Source organism: Deinococcus sedimenti (genome assembly GCF_014648135.1).
Lineage (GTDB): Bacteria > Deinococcota > Deinococci > Deinococcales > Deinococcaceae > Deinococcus > Deinococcus sedimenti.
The window spans coordinates 51,149-70,003 of record NZ_BMQN01000006.1 but is presented as its reverse complement, the minus strand read 5'-3'; the positions used below and the strand labels follow the sequence as shown (position 1 = coordinate 70,003).

At 70.8% G+C, this 18,855-nt stretch carries 21 protein-coding genes; 12 read left to right on the top strand and 9 right to left on the bottom strand.

Going from position 1 to position 18,855, the window contains the following annotated elements; translation table 11 throughout:
• The first annotated feature begins 47 nt into the window (after positions 1-47).
• The 6 genes from IEY69_RS13280 to IEY69_RS13255 all read left to right on the top strand — a co-directional run bounded on the left by IEY69_RS13280 (position 48) and on the right by IEY69_RS13255 (position 6,929).
• Complete coding sequence (locus IEY69_RS13280) at positions 48-1,415, top strand: FAD-binding domain-containing protein (protein WP_189073637.1); 1,368 nt, start codon at positions 48-50, stop codon at positions 1,413-1,415.
• A 72-nt stretch (positions 1,416-1,487) separates the two neighbouring features.
• On the top strand, positions 1,488-2,000 hold the full coding sequence (locus tag IEY69_RS13275) for a DinB family protein (protein WP_189073636.1): 513 nt from the start codon (positions 1,488-1,490) through the stop codon (positions 1,998-2,000).
• Positions 1,997-2,842 (top strand): hypothetical protein, encoded by an 846-nt coding sequence (locus tag IEY69_RS13270; protein ID WP_189073635.1) that lies wholly within the window; start codon positions 1,997-1,999, stop codon positions 2,840-2,842. The genes IEY69_RS13275 and IEY69_RS13270 overlap by 4 nt, the downstream gene beginning before the upstream one ends.
• Positions 2,843-2,867: 25 nt before the next feature.
• On the top strand, positions 2,868-3,452 hold the full coding sequence (locus IEY69_RS13265) for an NUDIX domain-containing protein (RefSeq protein ID WP_189073634.1): 585 nt from the start codon (positions 2,868-2,870) through the stop codon (positions 3,450-3,452).
• Positions 3,453-3,454: 2 nt separating this feature from the next.
• Entirely contained in the window at positions 3,455-4,069 is a 615-nt protein-coding gene (locus IEY69_RS13260) for an IMPACT family protein (protein WP_189073633.1), read from the top strand.
• Entirely contained in the window at positions 4,062-6,929 is a 2,868-nt protein-coding gene (locus IEY69_RS13255; protein ID WP_189073632.1) for an AAA family ATPase, read from the top strand. Before IEY69_RS13260 ends, IEY69_RS13255 begins: the two co-directional genes overlap by 8 nt.
• Here the strand turns inward: IEY69_RS13255 and IEY69_RS13250 are convergent.
• The 3 genes from IEY69_RS13250 to IEY69_RS13240 are packed head-to-tail and all read right to left on the bottom strand — an operon-like array spanning position 6,914 to position 8,676.
• Positions 6,914-7,381, bottom strand: a complete 468-nt coding sequence (locus tag IEY69_RS13250; RefSeq protein ID WP_189073631.1) for a hypothetical protein — start codon at positions 7,379-7,381, stop codon at positions 6,914-6,916. The two genes, IEY69_RS13255 and IEY69_RS13250, sit on opposite strands and share 16 nt — an antisense overlap.
• Before the next feature lie 34 nt (positions 7,382-7,415).
• Positions 7,416-7,889, bottom strand: a complete 474-nt coding sequence (locus IEY69_RS13245) for a hypothetical protein (protein ID WP_189073630.1) — start codon at positions 7,887-7,889, stop codon at positions 7,416-7,418.
• A gap of 13 nt (positions 7,890-7,902) precedes the next feature.
• Complete coding sequence (locus IEY69_RS13240) at positions 7,903-8,676, bottom strand: hypothetical protein (RefSeq protein ID WP_189073629.1); 774 nt, start codon at positions 8,674-8,676, stop codon at positions 7,903-7,905.
• Positions 8,677-8,843: 167 nt separating this feature from the next.
• On the opposite strand from IEY69_RS13240, the gene ispF reads away from it, so the two are divergent.
• From ispF to IEY69_RS13215, 5 genes are all read left to right on the top strand, one after another.
• A complete protein-coding gene (gene ispF, locus IEY69_RS13235; RefSeq protein ID WP_189073628.1) occupies positions 8,844-9,350 on the top strand; it encodes a 2-C-methyl-D-erythritol 2,4-cyclodiphosphate synthase in 507 nt (168 codons plus the stop codon).
• On the top strand, positions 9,343-9,825 hold the full coding sequence (locus IEY69_RS13230; RefSeq protein ID WP_229783950.1) for a tRNA (cytidine(34)-2'-O)-methyltransferase: 483 nt from the start codon (positions 9,343-9,345) through the stop codon (positions 9,823-9,825). The genes ispF and IEY69_RS13230 overlap by 8 nt, the downstream gene beginning before the upstream one ends.
• Positions 9,826-9,923: 98 nt before the next feature.
• Positions 9,924-10,988: a GGDEF domain-containing protein gene (locus IEY69_RS13225; protein ID WP_189073627.1), complete on the top strand. Its 1,065-nt coding sequence runs from the start codon at positions 9,924-9,926 to the stop codon at positions 10,986-10,988.
• Positions 10,989-11,047: 59 nt separating this feature from the next.
• Positions 11,048-11,290: a hypothetical protein gene (locus IEY69_RS13220; RefSeq protein WP_229783949.1), complete on the top strand. Its 243-nt coding sequence runs from the start codon at positions 11,048-11,050 to the stop codon at positions 11,288-11,290.
• Positions 11,287-11,850, top strand: a complete 564-nt coding sequence (locus IEY69_RS13215) for a DUF2087 domain-containing protein (protein ID WP_189073626.1) — start codon at positions 11,287-11,289, stop codon at positions 11,848-11,850. Before IEY69_RS13220 ends, IEY69_RS13215 begins: the two co-directional genes overlap by 4 nt.
• Here the strand turns inward: IEY69_RS13215 and IEY69_RS13210 are convergent.
• Positions 11,837-13,300: an RtcB family protein gene (locus IEY69_RS13210; RefSeq protein WP_189073625.1), complete on the bottom strand. Its 1,464-nt coding sequence runs from the start codon at positions 13,298-13,300 to the stop codon at positions 11,837-11,839. The two genes, IEY69_RS13215 and IEY69_RS13210, sit on opposite strands and share 14 nt — an antisense overlap.
• 229 nt (positions 13,301-13,529) lie before the next feature.
• On the opposite strand from IEY69_RS13210, the gene IEY69_RS13205 reads away from it, so the two are divergent.
• On the top strand, positions 13,530-14,777 hold the full coding sequence (locus IEY69_RS13205) for an aminopeptidase (protein WP_189073624.1): 1,248 nt from the start codon (positions 13,530-13,532) through the stop codon (positions 14,775-14,777).
• Positions 14,778-14,837: 60 nt separating this feature from the next.
• Here the strand turns inward: IEY69_RS13205 and IEY69_RS13200 are convergent, their stop codons facing one another.
• From IEY69_RS13200 to IEY69_RS13180, 5 genes are all read right to left on the bottom strand, one after another.
• A complete protein-coding gene (locus IEY69_RS13200) occupies positions 14,838-15,755 on the bottom strand; it encodes a ferritin-like domain-containing protein (protein WP_189073623.1) in 918 nt (305 codons plus the stop codon).
• A gap of 165 nt (positions 15,756-15,920) precedes the next feature.
• Entirely contained in the window at positions 15,921-16,511 is a 591-nt protein-coding gene (locus IEY69_RS13195) for a MerR family transcriptional regulator (protein WP_189073622.1), read from the bottom strand.
• A complete protein-coding gene (locus IEY69_RS13190) occupies positions 16,508-16,693 on the bottom strand; it encodes a hypothetical protein (RefSeq protein ID WP_189073621.1) in 186 nt (61 codons plus the stop codon). The genes IEY69_RS13195 and IEY69_RS13190 overlap by 4 nt, the downstream gene beginning before the upstream one ends.
• A gap of 184 nt (positions 16,694-16,877) precedes the next feature.
• Positions 16,878-17,108, bottom strand: coding sequence for a hypothetical protein (locus IEY69_RS21970; protein ID WP_189073620.1), 231 nt, complete (start codon positions 17,106-17,108; stop codon positions 16,878-16,880).
• A gap of 367 nt (positions 17,109-17,475) precedes the next feature.
• The gene (locus IEY69_RS13180; protein WP_058977918.1) at positions 17,476-18,468 is read right to left on the bottom strand and encodes a malate dehydrogenase; all 993 of its coding nucleotides are present in this window, start codon (positions 18,466-18,468) and stop codon (positions 17,476-17,478) included.
• Positions 18,469-18,855 lie beyond the last annotated feature (387 nt).

The window sequence follows — 18,855 nt, the reverse complement described above, 5'->3', positions numbered from 1 at the left end:
ACGCGACCGTACGGTCTGACCGGGCGGCCCCCTGCCATCCTGACCGCATGACCGCCCCGACCGCCGACCTGCCCCTGGACCTCCCGGACGCGCAGCTGCCCGGCGTGCTCGGCGCCGCCCTGACCGGCCTGTACACCGGCGAGCCGCGCCTGCCCGCCCGGCCCGGTGGGCGAGCGGCGGGACTGGCGGCGCTGCACGCCTGGACCGGCGCGGGGTACCGGGAACGCAACCACCTGTCGGGGAACGTGTCGCGCCTGAACATGTACCTGCGGCACGGCATGATCGGCATCCGCGAGGTCGGCGCGCACGCCCGCCACGTCCTGCGGGGCCGTGAGCGGGACGAGTTCCTGCGGCAGCTGACCTGGGGGGAGTTCTTCCGGCTGGTGCTGCGGCAGGAGGGCGCGCGCGTGCTGGACAACCTGGAAGAGCCCAAGTACCCCGCGCGCTGGACGGACGCGCTGCCGGACGATGTCCGCGCGGCGCGCACGGGACTGCCCTGCGTGGACGCCTGGGTGACGCACCTGATCCGTGACGGCTGGCTGCACAACCACGAGAGATTGTGGTTCGCGGCGTACCTGATCCACTGGCGCGGGGTGCACTGGCGGGCCGGGTACGCGTTCTTCCGCGAGCACCTGCTGGACGGGGACATCGCCAGCAACGCCCTGTCGTGGCAGTGGGTGGCGAGTACCTTCAGCAACAAGCCGTACTTCATGAATCAGGAGAACGTCGAGCGCTTCAGCGGGGGCCGCTGGTGCCGCACCTGCACCGCGAATTGCCCGTTCCGGGGCAGTTACGAGGAGCTGGAAGCGCGACTGTTCAGCGGCCACCGCCCCGAGGAGGCCCCGACGCCCGGTGAGGCCGGAGCCCCGCGCCGCGTCACGCCAGCAGCCGAGCCAGCAGAAGAGGTGGAGTCCGCGCCGATCCAGCCGACCGGGCCGACCTCCCCGCGCGTGGTGTGGGTGCACGGGGACGGCCTGTCCGTGACGGACCCGGCCCTGAGCGCCTGCCCGGACGCCCCGGCGCTGTTCGTGTTCGACCGGCCCTTCCTGTCGGGGGTGCCCATCGCGTTTCCCCGGCTGGCGTTCATGTATCAGGGCGTGCGGGACATCGCCGCCGCGCGCCGGGCGCCCACGCACGTGCGGGTGGGCGCGGTCGCCGGGGAACTCGCGGCGTTCGCCCGCGCGTACGGGGCGGGGGAACTGCACGTCACGCGGAACTTCACGCCGGAATTCACGCGCATCCTCGCGGGTGTGCGCGCCGCGCACCCGGACCTGCGGGTGGTCGTGCACGAGCCCGAACGCCTGACGTCGTACGACGGGCCGGTGCGGCGCTTCTTCGGCTTCTGGAAGAAGGTGGAATGCGAGGTCCTGCACGGCGCCCCCAGCCCGGACGCCCCCCGGCGCGGCCACCGCTGACCCACCCCGGTCCTGGGGCGGGTGTCCATCTGGCAGATGTGCCCGCCCGCCGGGGTGGGGGAGACTGCCCGCATGACCGCACCGAATGCCGATCTGCGCGCTGCGTACGCCTGGGCCCGCGTGGGCCGCGAGCGCCTGCTGGCGTGGCTGGAGACTGTGCCCGGGGACGTGTACACCCTGGAACGCCCTGAGTTCGCGTTCGGCAGTCTGCGGAACGTGCAGGTGCATGTCGCGGACTGCTACCGCGTGTGGATCGCGGAGCGGGGCCTGGGCGAGACCGTCGTGCGGCTCGACCCGGGCGCGCTGCCGGACGTGGCGGCCCTGCGCGCCGTCTACGCGGACGTGGACGCCCTGGTGGACCGGGCGCTGGATGCCTTCGTCAGCCCGGACGAGCCGCGCCGCGTGCCCTTCCGGGACCGAGAGCTGGAGGTCACGGGCCGCTGGCTGTTCCTGCACCCCCTGACGCACGAGTTCCACCACAAGGGGCAACTCCTGACGATGGGCCGCGTGCTGGGCTTCCCATACCCGGCGGGGCCGGACACGGACCTGGGCCTGCCGGAGGAAGCGGAGCTGCTGAGTTCTTGAACGTCCTGAACATCCCGGTGGACGACGCGCTGCTGGCGGCTTGGCGCGGCTGGCTGGCCCCGGTGCGGCAGCCGTTCTACCTGACCGGGGGCGAGGCGGCCGCGCTGAGCCTGGACGCGCTGGGTCTGGACACGGTGCCGCGCGAAGGGCTGACCCTGACCCCCGAGGCACGCGACACCGTCACCGAATGGAACATCTCCGCTCTGGCGGACCGGGTGGCGTGGCTGACCCTGTCGGACGTGGACGCCCTGCCGCCCGTGGCGCGCCGGGCGCTGCTGCGCGCGCAGGTGCGGCACGGGCGCGGAAACGTCCCGCTGGGCCGCGCCTTCCCGGGGCTGGGCCTGCCGCCGGGCCGGTTCCTGTGGCGCCCGGAGCAGCTGACCGCTGGGGTCCTGGCGCGGGTCGTCGCGGCGTCTGGCGTGCCCTGCCAGCGGGCGGAGGTCCCGCCGGACGTGTGGCGCGCGGCGCAGGAGGTCCTGCCGGGCGTGCGGGCGCTGGCGGGCACGTTCCCGCAGGGCAGCGCGGGGAACTGTTTCGGGACCGTGATGGGCGCGGCTGGCGTTCCCGGTGCGGCGGCCGAGTGGATGCAGCGCGAGCCGTTCGAGGCGTTCCTGCAGGAGCGCACCCGGCCCGGCGGGCGGGACGGTCAGCCGGGCACGGTGCTGCTGTGGCGGTCCCGGGACGGACTGGCGCAGCATGCCGCCGTGACGCTAGGGGGCGGCTGGGCGCTGCACAAGGCGGCGCAGACGTGGTGGACGCCGCGCGTGGTCCTGCCGGTGCCCACGCTGATCCGCGCGTCGCGGTCGGTGGGCTGGCGGCTCTCGCGGCGTTCCCTGCGGTGAACGGGTGGTCTGGTAGCCTGCGGGCATGATTCATCCGAACTGGGCGGCGCTCGTCGAGGACGACACGCAGCCGTGGGAGACGCTGGAGTCCCGGCAGATCGTGTCGGGGTTCCGCACGGTGTTCGAGGACCGCGTGCGCCTCCCCAGCGGCGTGGAGACCACCTACCAGTACCGGCCGCGCGGGCCGCGCGCGGTGTTCGTGCTGCCCGTCACGGCAGCGGGCGAGGCGGTCCTGATCCGCCAGTACCGCTACCCGCTGCGCGCGACCGTCACCGAGGTCGTCGCGGGCGGCGTGGAACGCGGCGAGGACCTCCTCGCGGCGGCGCAGCGGGAACTGCTGGAGGAGGTGGGGGGCGTGGCGGCCGAGTGGGTGGCGCTGCCCGGCTTCTACCCGCAGCCGAGCATCAGCGGCGTGATCTTCTACCCGTTCCTGGCGCTGGGCGTCACGCTGGGCGACATGCACCACGAGGACACCGAGACCATCGAGCGCGTGGTCGTGCCGCTGGCCGAGGCGTACCGCCGCCTGGACGCCGGGGAGCTCCTGGACGGGTCTAGCAGTCTGGCGATGTGGCACGCGCGGGCCGTGCTGGCCGGGCGGGGCCTGCTCTGACCGTGGCGGACACCGAACTGCCGGCGCCGTTCACGACCCTGGCCGGACCGCACCGCTTCGATGCGGTGATCGAGAACAGCGAGTTCCTGACCTTCGCGGACCGCGCCGACACGCCAGGGGACGCGCTGGCGCAGCTCGCGGTGTTGCGGGCGCGCTACCCGGACGCCACGCACCACTGCTGGGCGTACCGCATCGGGGGTGCGTACCGCTTCAACGACGACGGCGAGCCGGGCGGCACGGCGGGCGCGCCGATCCTGCGGGCCATCGAGGGGCAGGGCGTGGACCGCGTGTTGGTCGTCGTGGTGCGCTTCTACGGCGGCGTGAAACTCGGCACCGGCGGGCTTGCTCGCGCGTACGGGGGCGGCGCGGCCGAGTGCCTGCGGACCGCCGAGCGGCTGGAGGTCCGCCCGCGCCGCACCGTGCGGGTCGCGGTGCCGTTCGACGCGGTCAGCGGTCTGTACCACCTGTTGGGCACCTGGGACGTCACGCGCGGCGAGGAGACGTACACGGCGGGCGGGGTGGAACTCGACGTGCACCTCTACCCCGAGGACGCCGGGGCCTTCGCGGCGGCCCTGCGGGACGCGACGCGCGGCGCGGCGGTGACCGACCTTGACTGACACCGCCCCCACCCTCACCCTGACGCCGCCGTCCGCCCCCACCGTGACCACGCTGGGCGGCCTGGACCTGAACGGCTTCCGTAAGGTCAAGTCCCTGCTGCTGCTGGTGTACGTGGCCCTGGAAGGACCCACGCCCCGCCGCCAACTGGCGACCCTGCTGTGGCCCGGCGCGGCCCGCCCGGAAGGCAGCCTGCGCGTCGCCCTGCACACCCTGCGCGAAACCCACCCCGACGCGCTGGGCGGCGAGGAGCGCCTGACCACCTCCCTGACCACCGACGCCACCCACCTGCTGACCCTGCGCGGCGAGGCCGCCTGGGACGCCTACCCCGGCCCGTTCCTGCACGGCGTCCCGCTGCAGGGCGTCTCGACCGAATTCGAGGACTGGGTCGAAACGCAGCGCGAGCGGCTGGCCCGGCACGTGCAGGTCGAGGCGCTGCGCGCCGCCGAAGCTGCCGAACCCGCCCGCGCCGCCACCTGGGCCGAACGCGCCTACCGCACCCCCGCCGCCCCACCCCCCGAGGCGGACTTCCTGCGCCGCCTGCTGCCCCACACGCTGCCCACCTCGCCGCTGGAAGCGGAAGTGCGCGCCGAACTGGGCGAATTGGACGCCGACCAGCCCGCCCCCACCCGCGCGCCCCGCGTGACGGCCCGCCTGCTGGGCCGCGAAGCGGAACTCGACGCGCTACTCGCCTGGACCCTCACGCCCGGCCCGGACGCGAACGGCAGCGTGGCCCTGATCACCGGCCCGGGCGGCATCGGCAAGAGCACCCTGACCCGCGAACTCCTGCGGGAACTGACCCGCCTGGACCGCCCCGTGACCCTCGTGGACGCCGAAGGCGCCAGCAGCGCCGCCGAACTGAGCGCCCGCCTCGCCGCCGCCCTGACGCCCGGCCAGGCGGCCCCGCCCACCCTGACCGCCCTGGCCGACCTGATCCCCCCGAACGCCGCCGTGCTGATCGACGGTGCCGACGCCCTGCCCGACCTGCCGGACCTGCTGGGCACCCTGCGCCGCGACCTGCCCGCCCTGCACTGGGTGGTCAGCAGCCGCCGCAGCCCCCCCGGCATCCTGCGCCCCAGCGACCTGCTGCTGCCCCTCGCGGGCCTCGCGCAGGCCCCGCCGGAAGCGGACCTCGCGCAGATCGCCGCGAGCAGCGCCACGCAACTCTTCCTGCGCGAAGCGGCCCGCACCCGCCGCGACCTGACCCTGAACGCCGGGAACGCCGCCCTGATCGCCGGCATCACCCGCCGCCTCCAGGGCCACCCCCTCGCGCTGGCCCTCGCGGCGTCCTGGCTGCGCGTCGAGCACCTGGACGCCGTGTACGCCCGCGTCCTGACCGAAGCGGCCCAGCTGACCCCCGAAGGCGGCGACAGCGACGGACGGCGCGGCCTGACCGCCGTCGCCCGCCGCTCCTGGGACCTCCTGACCCACGAACAGCAGCAGGCGGCGCTACGCCTGAGCGTCACCAGCGACCTCGACCCCGCCGACGCGCCCCACCTGGGCGTCCCCGCCCCCCTCATCGACGAGCTACTCACGCACAACTTCCTCGAAACGCACCAGCCCGGCACCGAACGCCTGCGCCTGTACCCCGCGCTGCGCGGCCTGCTGAACGAACAGGCCGCCGCGCACCCGGACCTGATCACGCAGGCCCGCGCCGACCACGCCCACCACTACCTGACGTGGTTCACCGCCCAGCCCCCCGAAGCGCCCCCGGTGGACGCCGAACGCGACAACATCCTGGCCGCCCTGCACACCGCACTGGAACGCGGGGACGCCACCGCCGCCCAGATGGACCACTTCCTGGCGCACCACGACCGGCGCGGCCTGCACGCCAGCGGCACCGACACCTTCGCCACCCTGGCCGACGCCGCCGAGGACGCCAGCGCCCCCGAAAGCGTACAGGCCGCCGCGCAGATCGCCAGCATGTGGCTCGCGTACCGCGCCGGACGCCTGCTGGACGCCCAGACGCTCGCCGGGCACTTCCTGGCCGGACCACTGGCCACCGACCCCACCAGCCGCATGAAGGTGCTGAACACCCTGGCAGCTGTTCGGGGAAGCCAGGGACAGCTTAATCAGGCGACAGAGTTGCTCGAAGAAGCACTGAAGCTTGCCATAGAGTCAGAAGACTCTGTGAGAATTGTCCTGTATAAGCTGAATATATTTGTCAATCAAAGTTTCATTGGTGAAAGAGCCCGAATGGAATCGATGATCTATGATCTAAAAACCATATCATCGGATCTGAATGAGGCCATGACATTCGAAGTTAACGAAAAGATATTGCACGCACTTATTTCTGCTGACTATTACGATATTATAGAGGTAAACGCAGAAGCGGATAGAATATTAGAATATGCTATAAGATCTAATAATCATTCACTCGAGAAGAGAATCCTTTTGAGAAAGGCTCAAATTTATCTGTATTTTGGTGATTTTAAATCTTGCCTTAGGGCAATTGAGACCTATAGAAATAAATCCTCTAGCGAAGAACTATTTAATGACGTCGAATATTATATTAATGCAATAAAGTATTACTACTCCTGTGGAAAATCACCGAGGGCGCGAAAATTAATTCCGCGAGCCATTGAAGCCATGGACAGTAAAATTAACCCATGGGAAGTTATTGAACTACTCATTACAATCGTTATGGATATTGATGAATTTAATCGGGAAAAGGTCATGACATGGTTAAATATTGCATATTATAATCAGACGATTCATTTCAATCAGAAATTAAAAATAGGGCGTATACTCGGAATAAGTGAGATATCCGGGGAGGAACGTGACCCAATCCGCAGATTGGATCACGGGGCAATCTTACGCTGGTTGCGCGAATTATTCAAAGAACATTACGGCCCAAGGTAAGGGCCAGGAAACCCAACTTCCTCACCCTCAGCCGTCGACTGGTTAATTTCCATCGCTGAATTATTCTGATTGGGCGGCGTGAGCGGCTGCATGGCAGGTTCAAACATAGCTGGCTGCATGGTTTGTCCACCCTGATGAACATTCTCAACATAGTACAGAGGCCAGCCGTTGCAAATCTGCTGCTGATAGCCATACCAAGTATCCCCTGGACGATCCTGAGAAGTGAAGGTAAAACCGCTTGGGAGTGAAGACACCACGGGCATGGGCACATACTGTTTCACGAATGGCTTGTTGTATTGCTGCCAGTTGACTCCAAATGGTACCTCGTACTGTCCGGTATAGGCCTCTCTAAGCGGGGTGTAGATGAACAGGGCGTAATCCCGTCCCTGCCGAGTGGCGTACAGCTGTCCATTTCTGAGACTGATGCCGGTAAAGTTGTTGTTCTGCGTCATGAATCCTCCGTTGAAGTGTGGTGCGTGTTTCATTCTAGGGGCCGTGGGGGCGGTGGTGGGTGCCGGGCAGGGGGGCCTGGTCCAGGCGGACGGGTGTGAACAGGTGGGGGACGTCGCCGCTGGGGGGCTGGCCGGGCTGGTCGTGGGCGTACAGGTACAGGGGCCAGCCCTGGTAGGTGGTGTGGTCCCAGGTGCGCAGGCCGTGCGGGTCGCGGCCCTGCGCGTGGACCGTGCCGGTCGGCGGGTGGGGGCCGGGGGGCAGGGTGGGCAGCGGCACGTACTGGTACAGGAACGCCTTGAGGTGCTCGGGCCAGTGGCTGGCGCTGGGGACGCGCTCGCCGGTCAGGAGCGCCATCTGCAGGGGCGTGAAGCGGTACACGGGCAGGGGGCCGCGGGCCGTGTGGACGGTCAGGTGGGGGTCGCTGGTGCTCAGGTGCAGCAGGTCGGCGGGCGGCAGGGGTTGCCCCAGGCGGCGGGTGTGGGGGGTGGGGTGGCGGTGCTGGGTCATGCGGTCGGCCTCGTTACAGGGCGAACAGCGTGTGGGGGGTGTCGCTGGGGTGCAGGAGGTGACGCAGGCTGTCCAGGGGGCGGCGGGTGGGGCGGTGGTGGCTGCCGGCGCGTTCCTGCGCGGTGCCCAGCAGGGCGGCGAGGGTGGTGCCGTCGTGGGGGGCGTCGGCCAGTCCGGTGCGGACGTCGGGGTGGCGGCCCAGGGCGCTCAGGTGGCTGTCCAGGCGGCGCAGCAGGGGGGCCAGCTGGTCGGGGGTGGTGGGGTGGGGGCTGAGCAGCGCGAAGTCGTGCGTGCCGATGTGAAAGGCGCTGCCGGCCCAGGTGCGGGCGGTGTCGGTCAGGTCGCGGGCCATGTGGCGCAGCGCCTGGTCGACGGGTGGGTCGCCGATCTGGCGGCGCTGGTCGTGCAGGGGGGGGACGCGCAGGGTGATCAGGGTGTGCACGTCGTGCGTCTGGGCGGTGTCGTGCAGCAGGGCGTCCCGGTCGGGCAGGCGGGTGATGGGGTGCAGGTGGTACGTGTGCACGTCTTCAATCAGCAGGATGCGGTCGCCGTTGGGGAGGCTGCTGAGGTTCAGGCGGCACACGCGGCGGTCGCCGCTGCGGGTCAGCAGGCGGGTCTGGTGGGTGCCGTCGGGCCAGGTGGTGGCGGGGCGGGGGAGCGCGGTGGGGTGGTAGGTGCGCTGGTAGGCGTGGTTGGGTTGGGCGTGGGTGGGGGCGTGGGCGGGCCAGCGGAGGGCGGGGAGGGGCAGCAGGTGGAACAGGTCGTCTTCGAGGTGCAGGTGCGTCATGGTCGGGCGTCTCCCTGGGGGGTGGGTGGGGGGGCCGGGTGGAGTGCAGCATGCTGGAGGGACCGTTAAGGGGGCGTTAGGTGCGGGGCGTGGTGTTCAGCGTGGCGGGTGGGCGCGTCAGGGACGGTCGCGTGGTGGGGTGGGGGCGGGGCCGGTACACTCCGGGCATGAGTTCGTGGCCGTTCAGGGTTGGGTTCGGGGAGGACGCGCACCGTCTGGAGGCGGGGCGGCGGTTGGTGCTGGGCGGCGTGGACGTCCCGCACGCGGAGCTGGGTGCGGTGGCGCACAGTGATGGGGACGCGGTGCTGCACGTGGTCGCCGACGCGCTGCTGTCGGGGCTGGCGCTGGGGGATATCGGGCAGTACTTCCCGGATACCGCCGAGCAGTGGCGTGGGATGGATTCGCGCGTGATCGTGGAGCGGGCGCTGGCGCTGGTGCAGGAGCGGGGCTGGGTGCCGGTGAACGTGGCGGTCGTGGTGACGCTGGACCGCCCGAAGCTGGGGCTGCTGCGCGCGGAGATCGCCCGGTCGGTCGCGGCGCTGCTCTCGCTACCGGAAGGGGACGTGGGCGTGAGTTTCAAGACGTCGGAGGGTCTGGCGCCGCTGCACGTGCAGACGCGCGCGACGGTGCTGCTGGCCCGCGTGGCGCCCGCCCCGGAGGTCAGCGGTGAGTGACGCGGCGCCGGGCGGGGACGGGCCGCTGCTGCGGGTGGTGCTGTTCGAGCCGGAGAAGGCCGGGAACGTCGGGAACGTCGCGCGGACCTGCGCGGTGCTGGGCGCGGACCTGCACCTGATCCGCCCGTTCGGGTTCCACCTGCACGACCGGGAGTTCCGCCGCGCCGTGATGGATTACCTGGAGGGCGTGACGCTGCACGAGCACGCCAGCTGGACGGCCTTTCAGGGCACGCTGGGTGCGGGCGCGCGGGTGTGGGCGTTCAGTACGCACGCGACCGACCTGCACACCCGCGCGGGGTTCCGGCGGGGCGATTACCTGCTGTTCGGTCCGGAATCGCGCGGGCTGCCCGCGTGGCTGCGCGACGCCCTGCCGAAGCTGAAGCTGCCGCAGCCGGGCGGGGGCCGCAGCCTGAACCTGAGTGTCGCGGCGGGCGTCGCGGCGTTCGAGGCGGGTCGGCAGATCGAAGGCTGGTAGCGCCCGGAAGTGGAACCGTGCAGGGAGTGTCGCCGGGCCCGGTGACGTCTCGCCTGCTGTGACGTGCCCGTCAGGGCCGCTCTCTACACTGACAGGTGATGTCCCGCCCGCCCGTTTCGCTCGCGCCGGCTGCGCGGCTTGCCCACGCGTACCTGCGCATCGCCCTGATGGCCTGCGTGACGCACGCGGCGCTCCTGCTGTTCGACCTGTGGCACGGCGCGCAGAACGTGTGGTTGCTGGGCAGCGCGCTGCTGGTCAGCGTGGTGACGGCCGCGCTGATCGCGGGTGGTCGCGTGCCGCTGCACTGGCTGACGGGCGGGCTGGCCTGGGTGCTGCCGGTGTGGCTGGTGGGGGTGGTGGCGGGGTCGGCGGTGCGGACGGGGAGCGTGCCGCCCGCGTACTTTCTGGCGCTGGCACTCGTGACGGCGGTCCTGCACGCGACCCTCCCGGGGCGGCTGGCGGCCCGCGTGAGTGCCGGGGTGGTGCTGGCGACGGCGGCGCTGGTGCTGGGCTGGGCTCCGGCGCAGACGCCGCTGCTGGTGTACGCGGCGTTCCTGTCGGGGTTGATCGCGTTTCTTTCCGAGCATGGCGTGCAGGTGCACGCCGAGCGGCAGCAGAGTGACGCGCTGCGGGCGCTGGCGGTCACGGATCCCCTGACGGGCCTGCTGAACCGCCGGGGGGGGATGGTGGCGCTGGCGCGCCTGCTGGAGGATGCGCGGCTGGGCAGCGTGGCGGTGCTGCTGCTGGACATCGACCGGTTCAAGAGCATCAATGACCGCTTCGGGCACGCGGCGGGCGATGAGGTGCTGCTGGACGTGGCGCGCGCCGTGCAGGCGGCGGCGGGTGCGGACGTGACGGCGGCCCGCTGGGGGGGCGAGGAGTTCCTGCTGATGTGGCCGACCGCGCGGCCCGCCGAGGCGCGGGCGGTGGCGGACCGGGTGGTGCACGCCGTGCGGGGGGTGCGGGTGTCCGGTGGGGGACCGTCGGGGTCGATCAGTGCCGGGCTGGCCTTCTCGACCGAGCGGCCCGGTGTGGAGGCCCTGGTGAACCTGGCGGACGGGCGGATGTACGAGGCCAAGCAGGCGGGTGGGGACCGCTGGCAGGGAGAGGGCCGGGGGGTGACCGGCGGGGTGAGCGCGCGCGTGGGTTCATCTGGCGGGTAGATCATTCGGCTCATTTCGACGGACATCGAATCGGTCATGATGATTCGAGGAGGATCGAAATGACCGACGCTGCCGACCCCACCCCACAGGGCCGCATGAACGCCCTGTATCACCGCCTCGTGACGGGCATCCGCACGAACGCCGAACGCGACCTGCGCCTCGCCCGCGCCGCCGGGAACGCCGCCGATCAGGCGCGCGCGCAGGCCCGCCTGGACACCCTGGACGCCGCACTCGGCATCTACGAGGGCGCCCACCGCGCCGCGCACGGCACGCCCCCCTGGCCGCGCGAACCCCGCCCGTGAGCGCCGACCTCACCGCCCGCGCCGGCCTGTTCCGCGCGCTGTCCCACCCCGCGCGCCTCAGCCTGCTGCGCCTCGTCTGGACGCGCGAGGCGAGCGGCGACGAACTCGCCCGCCTGATGAACCTCGCGCCCGCCACCGTCAGCCACCACCTCGCGCAGCTGACCGAGGCCGGACTGATCCTCACCCGGCAGGACGGCCACCATCGCCTGCACCGCGCGCACGCGGCGGCGCTGGACCTGAACCTCGCGGACGTCGTACGCGGCGCTGCCCCTGCCCCCACGCCCGACGACCCCTACCGCGACCGCGTGCTGCGCGCCTTCCTGAAAGGCGGCCGCCTGACCACCCTGCCCGCCCAGCGCAAGAAGAAGGACGTCATCCTGCACGAACTCGTCACCCTGTTCGAACATGGCCGCCACTACCCGGAAGCCGAGGTGAACGCCATCCTGGGCGAGGTGTACGCCGACGTGTCCACCCTGCGCCGCGAGATGATCGGCCTGGGTGTCCTGAAGCGCGAACGCGGCGTGTACTGGCGGCCCGCAGCGGACACTACAGACTCTTGACGGTCAGCAGGGGCCGCAGCGCCGCCACGGGCCGCGCCAGTCCCGCCCGGGCGTGCGTGTCGATGATGGGCGTCACCGCCTTGTACGCGCCGGGCGCCTCCTGCTTCAACGCCGACAGGGCCCGCGCGCGGATGTCCGCCCGCGCCACGCGCAGGTCGATGGGCGTCACCACCCGCAGCGCCTCCAGCGCCCGGCGCAGGTCCGCGTCGCTCAGGCGCATGGCCGCCCCGCGCGGCTGACGGCGGCCCGCGCCGTGACTGGCGCTCCCCAGCGCCAGCGGGTGCCCCTGCCCGGCCATCAGGTAACTGAAGTCCCCCATGCTGCCCGGAATCAGGACCGGCTCGCCGTACGGGGTCTGCGGACCGGGCGCGGCGGCGGGCGTGGCGCCCTTGCGGTGCAGCCACCGCCCGTCCCCGGCGGACCAGACGAAATTGTGCGGCGCGTCCGACAGCGCCGGGAACGGCTGATCGTCGGCCAGCACGCCCGGCGGCAGCGCCCGGCCCAGCGCCGAGCGCACCATGCAGGCCAGGACCAGCCGGTTCCCGCTCGCCAGATGCGCCGCCGCGTGCAGCGCGTCCAGCACCCCCGGCACGCCCGGATGACCGTCGGGCAGCAGCGGCATCGGCGCCCCCGGCACCCCCTGCGCCCAGGCGCGCAGCTGGGCGCCGAACAGGTGACCGAAGCCCAGCGAGCCGCTGTGCACCATCACCACCACCTCGCCGGGCCGCACGCCCCACGCGTACGCCGCATGCCGGTCCAGCGCGGCCGCGACCTCCTGCACCTCCACGAAATGATTCCCGCCGCCCACCGACCCCAGCTGCGTGTCGAACAACGCCCGCTCGCGTTCCCCCAGCCAGTCCCGCACGCCGTCCAGCGGCCCGTGCACGAACGGCGCCTGAGGGGCAGGCCCGGGCTCCTGCGCGCCGAGCAGGTCCCACAGGCCCCGCTGGCCCGCCGGGCGCGGCGCCGCGAGCAGTTCGGGGACGCCGCCGCGCAGCAGCGCCTCCCGCTGACGGCCCGAGAGGCTCAGCGCCCGCCGCCCCTGGAAGAACACGGCGCGCAGTTCACGCTCCAGCGCGTCCAGGTGCGGCCGCAGGTCGTCGGCGCGCAGCCCGGTCAGGTGCAGGCGCATTCCGCAGCCCAGGTCGTTCCCGATCAGGTGCGGCGCGAGAAACCCGCGCGTGAGCAGCGCGGTCCCCACCGGGGCGGGCGACGCGCGGTGCAGGTCCGGCGTCAGGGCCAGCGCCTCTACCCCCAGCGCCGGGTCGAGGGTCCGGGCCGCTGCGTGCAGGTCCAGCAGGCGCAGCGCGTCCCGGACGGCGGCCCGCTCGATGGGCACCTCCGGACTGGCGAACAGGTGGGCGGGCACCCCGCTGGCATGCGCCAGGGGGGTAGAGGACAGGGGAGCGGGCGACAGGGCCTCGCCCTGCGCGGAGAAATGATCAGTCATGTGACCTCTGCTGAGGAACACCGGCCCGCGCCAGGGCGCGCCGGGAGGGAATCATCGGCCCGGTCGCGCTCCGGTATCGGAGCGCGGGGCGGGGAAGAGGAGGGTCCCGTCTCAGCAGCAGGTGACAGGTGACCCGACCGTAGCAGGCGTGAGGGGCCGGTCGCATCCGCCAGACGGCGCATCAGGGGCACCGTTCTGCCTCATGGGGACGCCGGGTAGAGTGACGGTCATGACCTCAACTGATTTTCAGACGCGCCTGGCGCGCTACGCCGAACTGCTCGTGCGCACCGGCGTGAACCTCCCGCAGGGTGGCCGGGTCCGGATCAGCGCGCCCGTCGAGGCGACCGAACTGGTGCGGCTGGTGGCACGCGCCGCGTACCGCGCCGGGGCGCAGGACGTGCGCGTCACGTATCTGGACCCGCACCTGAACCTCGCGCTGTTCGAGGACGGGACCGACGACGCCGTGCAGTACCTGCCCGCGTGGTTCGCGCAGGAGGCCGAGGCGATGGTGGAAGACGGGTACGCGGCCATCGGGATCATCGGTGAGGACCCGTCCCTCTTGGCGGGCGTGGACCCCGCCCGGATCGCGGGGCGCAGCAAGGCCACCGCGCAGGCCATGCGCCGGGTCAGCGAGGCGAGCGGCAGCTTCCAGGTGAACTGGACGGTCGGCGCGATGGCCACCCCCGCCTGGGCCGCCCGCGTGTACCCCGACCTGCCGCAGGACGAGGCCGTGGCCCGGCTGTGGAACGACATCTTCACCGTCACCCGCGCCGACCAGCCCGACCCGGTCGCCGCGTGGGACGCGCACCTGACCCGCCTTCAGCGCCTGACCACCCACCTGAACGGCAAACAGTACGCCGCCGTGCACCTGCGCAGCGACCTGGGCACCGACCTGACCGTCGGCCTCGCCCGGAACCACGTGTGGCAGGGCGGCGCGGAAACCGCGCAGAACGGCGTGCGCGGCGTGCCGAACCTCCCCACCGACGAGGTCTTCACCGCCCCGGACCGCGACCGCGTGGACGGCGTGGCGGTCGCCAGCAAACCCCTCAGCGCACGCGGGCAGCTGATCGAAGGTATCCGCATGCGCTTCGAGGGGGGCCGCGCCGTCGAGGTCAGCGCCACGCGCGGCGAGGACACCCTGAAAGCCCTGATCGCCACCGACGACGGCGCCGCCCGCCTGGGCGAGGTGGCCCTGGTGCCCGCCAGCGCGCCCGTCGCGCAGACCGGCACGCTGTTCCTGAACACCCTGTTCGACGAGAACGCCGCGTCCCACATCGCGCTGGGGCGCTGCTACCCCACGAACGTGCAGGGCGGCACCGACCCCGCCACGCTGAAGGCTGCCGGGGGCAACGACGACAGCCTGATCCACGTGGACTGGATGATCGGCACGCCCGCCACCGACGTGGACGGCATCACGCAGAACGGCACCCGCGAGCCGCTCATGCGCGCGGGCGAGTGGGTCATCGAGGGGCTGTAAAGAGCAGAAGAAAAGGGGGAGGGGAGCCGGTCGCGGCCACCCTCCCCCTGCTGATTCGGTTTACAGCGCGAGGATCGCGGCGAAGTTGCCGTTCAGGCCCTCAGGGTAGAACCCGCCCTTCGTGGCGCCTTCAGACAGGAACACGATGTTCCCGACCTGACGGGGCGTACGGCTGTACGCGATGCCGTTCGCGTCGGCCAGCACGATGTTCGCCATGCCGTTCATCACGATGCCCTGGTCCATGTCGCTGGCCCCGTCCACGCTGTCCCGCAGGTTGCTGATCGCCTGCACGACGTCACTGACCTTCAGGGTGGGGGTCACGTCCGTGTTGCGCTGTTGGTACAGCAGGGTGCGGATCATGCCCGAGTGGTACGCCTCGACGGCCAGGATGCCCGCCGCGTTCTCCAGGTTGCCGCCCGCGCTGGTGTCGACCAGCAGGCGCGCCGCGCCCTTGTAGGCGCTGACGCCCACGTCCTCGAAGATGAACGCGCCGTGCAGGAAGAACAGGTCGTTCGCGAAGGGGTTGAAGTTCGCGATGGCCCCGCCCGACGCGGCCTTGCCCGCCGCGACGAATGCCGGACCCAGGTCCAGGGTGGGCTGCGCGACGGCACCCGAGCCCAGCACCTTACGGATGATCTTCACGTGGTTCAGTTCGTCGGTGGCGACTTCGTTGGCGTACGCGGCCACGTCCGCCGAGGCGAACTTCACGCCGTCGCCGTTCTTCCCGGTGAAGCCGGCAGGCAGGATGACCTTGGAGCTGTTGCCGCCCGCGGCGTCCAGTTCCTGCAGGCGACCCACGGCCGCGAGGTAGAACGCCGCTTCCAGGTACTCGAGGTTCAGGGCGAAGTTGAAGATCGTGGCGTCCAGATCGGGTCTGGGGGTGGCGCTCATGGCGGGCGTGCACCCGGCGAGCAGACCCGTGGCGGTGACGGCCCCAGCGGCCCCCAGGAACTTACGGCGATTCATGGCGTTGGACATGGTGATTCCTCCAGCAGGTGAAAGTGGGCGGTCGGACGCGAGGACACCCAGACTGGCGCAGGCGGATTCCTGCCCGGTGCGTTGACCGTGTCGCTCTGAACAGCCCTATGCTCCCCGCGCGCAAGTGGATCACCACGGCACACAACCGTGAAGATCACATGAACGTCAGGCGGGCGGCGCGCCCGATCCGGACTGCCCGAACGCGTTCTCCTGCACCATCCGTTCCAGCGCCCGGGCCCGCTCCAGCTGCTGCCCCAGCGCCACGTGCCGGTCCTCCAGGGACCGGATCGCGCCCCCCAGCCGCGCCAGCACGTCCGCCTTCAGGGCCGGGAGCGCCTCCGGGGCCGGCGCCTCACGCTGCACCGAGAACATCGTGCCGCCCTGCGCCACCAACCCCAGCAGACCCTGCGCGTCCAGGAACGCCCGCGCGTCCTCCAGCGTCAGCCCCACCGCCTGCCACTGCTGCACGCCCCGCAACTCGATCACGTTGTGCAGCAGGAACCGGAACTTGCCGTTCACCCGCATGGGATGCAGCAGATCCTCGCGCAGCAGGTGCCGCACCGTCGTCGCGGGCAGCCCCATCAGCGCCGCGAACCGCCCGATCCCCACGCCCCGCTCCTCGAACAGGGCGTCCAGCACCTCCGGCCCGCCGCACATGGTCGCCACGTCCGCCCGCTGTTCGTCCGACAGTGTGCTGATCACGTCCCGGAATTGCCGGACCCCCTGCCGGAACTCCACCGCGCTCACAGACTTCACGCCACCCTCCGCACGGTCACCGTCACGTGCCAGCGCGGCAGCGTCCAGCGCCTGCCCAGCAGGTAGTTCAGACGGCTCAGCCGGGCCGCGCGGGCCGCCTCACGGCACTCGTTCAGCCGATCGGAGAAGGGAGCAACGTCGGAATGGGCGGTCAGGGCGTCGGTGTGCAGCGCATTGAACATGGGGTGGTGCCTCCTGAGCAGAGTTCAGAGGTGGCGAGGGTCTCCCTCGATACCTCTGAATCGAGCGAAGCGAGTGCCTGAAATGACAGTGGTGGGAAGCGGAGCCCTGGGGCGTGCTGCCCGCTCCAGGGTGCATCTGGACACCGCTGTGAAAACCAGTGTCGAACGTGCAGTCGACTGCACGTCAAGCGCCCGCCCGCACCGTCAGGTGGTAGCCCGCCCACTCCCGCCAGAACGCCCCCGCCGCGTCCAGGCACGCCCGCTCCAGCCGCGCCGCCTCTGCCGCGTCCACCCCTGCACCGTCTGCCCTCGCGTGAACGGCCTGCGCGAACGCCAGCTTCGACCGCAGGAACGACGCGTGATGCCCCGCCGTCCCCCGTAGTTCTCCGTCACGCCCGACCAGTCCGGCACCCACGCCGCCCGCAACCGCCCCGCCACGCGCGCCTGCGCGTCCGCGTGCGGTCCGCCCGGCAGCAGGTGCGTCACGTCCTGCTCCAGCCACCGCACAAAACGCTCCTCCAGTCCCGCCCGCCACGCCGCGTCACTCATACGGACTCCGGTTGAACGGTTTGCCTCAACCGTTCAACCCGAGCGGATGCGAGAAGGAGCAAAGCGGGTTCCGGGCGTGGAGTTGGCAACCCGGTGTGGTTCCGGGTTGTTAACGAAACAGACGGAATCCGTATCACGCCCCGCAGCAGAGCACACGCCCGCCACGCACGCCGCCACACATACGAAGAAGCGGGCGACCCGCAGGCCACCCGCTCCCCCCACTCAGCCTGGGTTTACTTGACCAGACCCAGTTTGCGCACTTCGTCGCGTTCCTCGGTCAGTTCCTGCGCCGTGGCGTCCATCTTGCCGCGGCTGAAGTCACTGACGGGGAGGCCCTGCACGATCTCGTACTTGCCGTTCTTGCAGGTCACGGGGAAACCGTAGATCAGGCCCTCGGGAATGCCGTAGCTGCCGTCGCTGGGGATGCCCATGCTGACCCACTCGCCCTCGGGCGTGCCGAGCGCCCAGTCGCGCATGTGGTCGATCGCGGCGCTCGCGGCGGACGCGGCGCTGCTCAGGCCGCGCGCCTCGATGATCGCCGCGCCACGCTTGGCGACCGTGGAGATGTAGCTGTTCTCGTACCAGTCACGGTCCACCTGATCCAGCGCAGGCTGACCGTCCACCGTCGCCTGGCTCAGGTCGGGGTACTGGGTCGAGGAGTGGTTGCCCCAGATCGTCAGGTTCTTGATGCTGCTCACGGGCTTCCCGGTCTTCTCAGCCAGCTGGCTGATCGCACGGTTGTGATCCAGACGCACCATCGCCGTGAACTGCCCCGCGTCCAAGTCCGGCGCGTTCTGCTGAGCGATCAGTGCGTTCGTGTTCGCGGGGTTCCCCACCACGAGCACCTTCACGTCACGGCTCGCCACGGCATTCAGTGCCTCACCCTGCGGCTTGAAGATCCCACCGTTCGCGCCCAGCAGATCCCCGCGCTCCATCCCGGCCTTCCGCGGCATGGCGCCCACCAGCAGCGCGTAATCCGCGTCCTTGAACGCCACCATCGGGTCATCGCTCGTCACGATGTCCGCCAGCAGCGGGAACGCGCAGTCACGCAACTCCATCACGACGCCGTTCAGCGCCTTCAGCGCAGGCGTGATCTCCAGCAGCTGCAGAATGACCGGCTGGTCCTTGCCGAGCATGTCGCCCGACGCGATGCGGAAAAGAAGGCTGTAGCCGATCTGGCCAGCGGCGCCGGTAACGGCAACGCGGACGGGTTGTTTGGTCGTCATGGGTATCCCTCCTGAGGATGGTTTTACGGCTCACGATAACGCGCGGCGGGCTGATTGAGGGGAAAGTTCCCCGGGCGGGGACAGGGGGCTGTGCTTCCCGGCGGGTGGCCCCACCCCCCAGCCCCCTCCGCAAGCGGCTCATACGAGTACCCCAGGGGGGCAGGGGAAGCGGTCGCTGCGCTCGGCAGGAGTTTCTACTCCTGCGGCGTGTTTGTGTTGGGCAGTGGGGTGTCTGGCCTTGACGCCATCCTTCGCCCCCGTCGCAGGCCCGCGCGCTGCGCGCACGACGGCCGGGGGCAGTCAGCGGTCAGCTGTGGTGGGGGACGCTGTGGTCGGCTGATCGACTTTCCTCGCTTCGGCAGAAGCATGTGTCCAAGGCTCCCCTTT

Coding starts and splice junctions, on each gene's coding strand:
- ispF (WP_189073628.1), top strand. CDS start 8,844: ATGAGTTCGTGGCCGTTCAGGGTTGGGTTCGGGGAGGACGCGCACCGT.
- IEY69_RS13200 (WP_189073623.1), bottom strand. CDS start 15,755: ATGTCCAACGCCATGAATCGCCGTAAGTTCCTGGGGGCCGCTGGGGCC.
- IEY69_RS13225 (WP_189073627.1), top strand. CDS start 9,924: ATGTCCCGCCCGCCCGTTTCGCTCGCGCCGGCTGCGCGGCTTGCCCAC.
- IEY69_RS13180 (WP_058977918.1), bottom strand. CDS start 18,468: ATGACGACCAAACAACCCGTCCGCGTTGCCGTTACCGGCGCCGCTGGC.
- IEY69_RS13275 (WP_189073636.1), top strand. CDS start 1,488: ATGACCGCACCGAATGCCGATCTGCGCGCTGCGTACGCCTGGGCCCGC.
- IEY69_RS13280 (WP_189073637.1), top strand. CDS start 48: ATGACCGCCCCGACCGCCGACCTGCCCCTGGACCTCCCGGACGCGCAG.
- IEY69_RS13245 (WP_189073630.1), bottom strand. CDS start 7,889: ATGACCCAGCACCGCCACCCCACCCCCCACACCCGCCGCCTGGGGCAA.
- IEY69_RS13190 (WP_189073621.1), bottom strand. CDS start 16,693: ATGTTCAATGCGCTGCACACCGACGCCCTGACCGCCCATTCCGACGTT.
- IEY69_RS13205 (WP_189073624.1), top strand. CDS start 13,530: ATGACCTCAACTGATTTTCAGACGCGCCTGGCGCGCTACGCCGAACTG.
- IEY69_RS13210 (WP_189073625.1), bottom strand. CDS start 13,300: ATGACTGATCATTTCTCCGCGCAGGGCGAGGCCCTGTCGCCCGCTCCC.
- IEY69_RS13240 (WP_189073629.1), bottom strand. CDS start 8,676: ATGACGCACCTGCACCTCGAAGACGACCTGTTCCACCTGCTGCCCCTC.
- IEY69_RS13220 (WP_229783949.1), top strand. CDS start 11,048: ATGACCGACGCTGCCGACCCCACCCCACAGGGCCGCATGAACGCCCTG.
- IEY69_RS13250 (WP_189073631.1), bottom strand. CDS start 7,381: ATGACGCAGAACAACAACTTTACCGGCATCAGTCTCAGAAATGGACAG.
- IEY69_RS13265 (WP_189073634.1), top strand. CDS start 2,868: ATGATTCATCCGAACTGGGCGGCGCTCGTCGAGGACGACACGCAGCCG.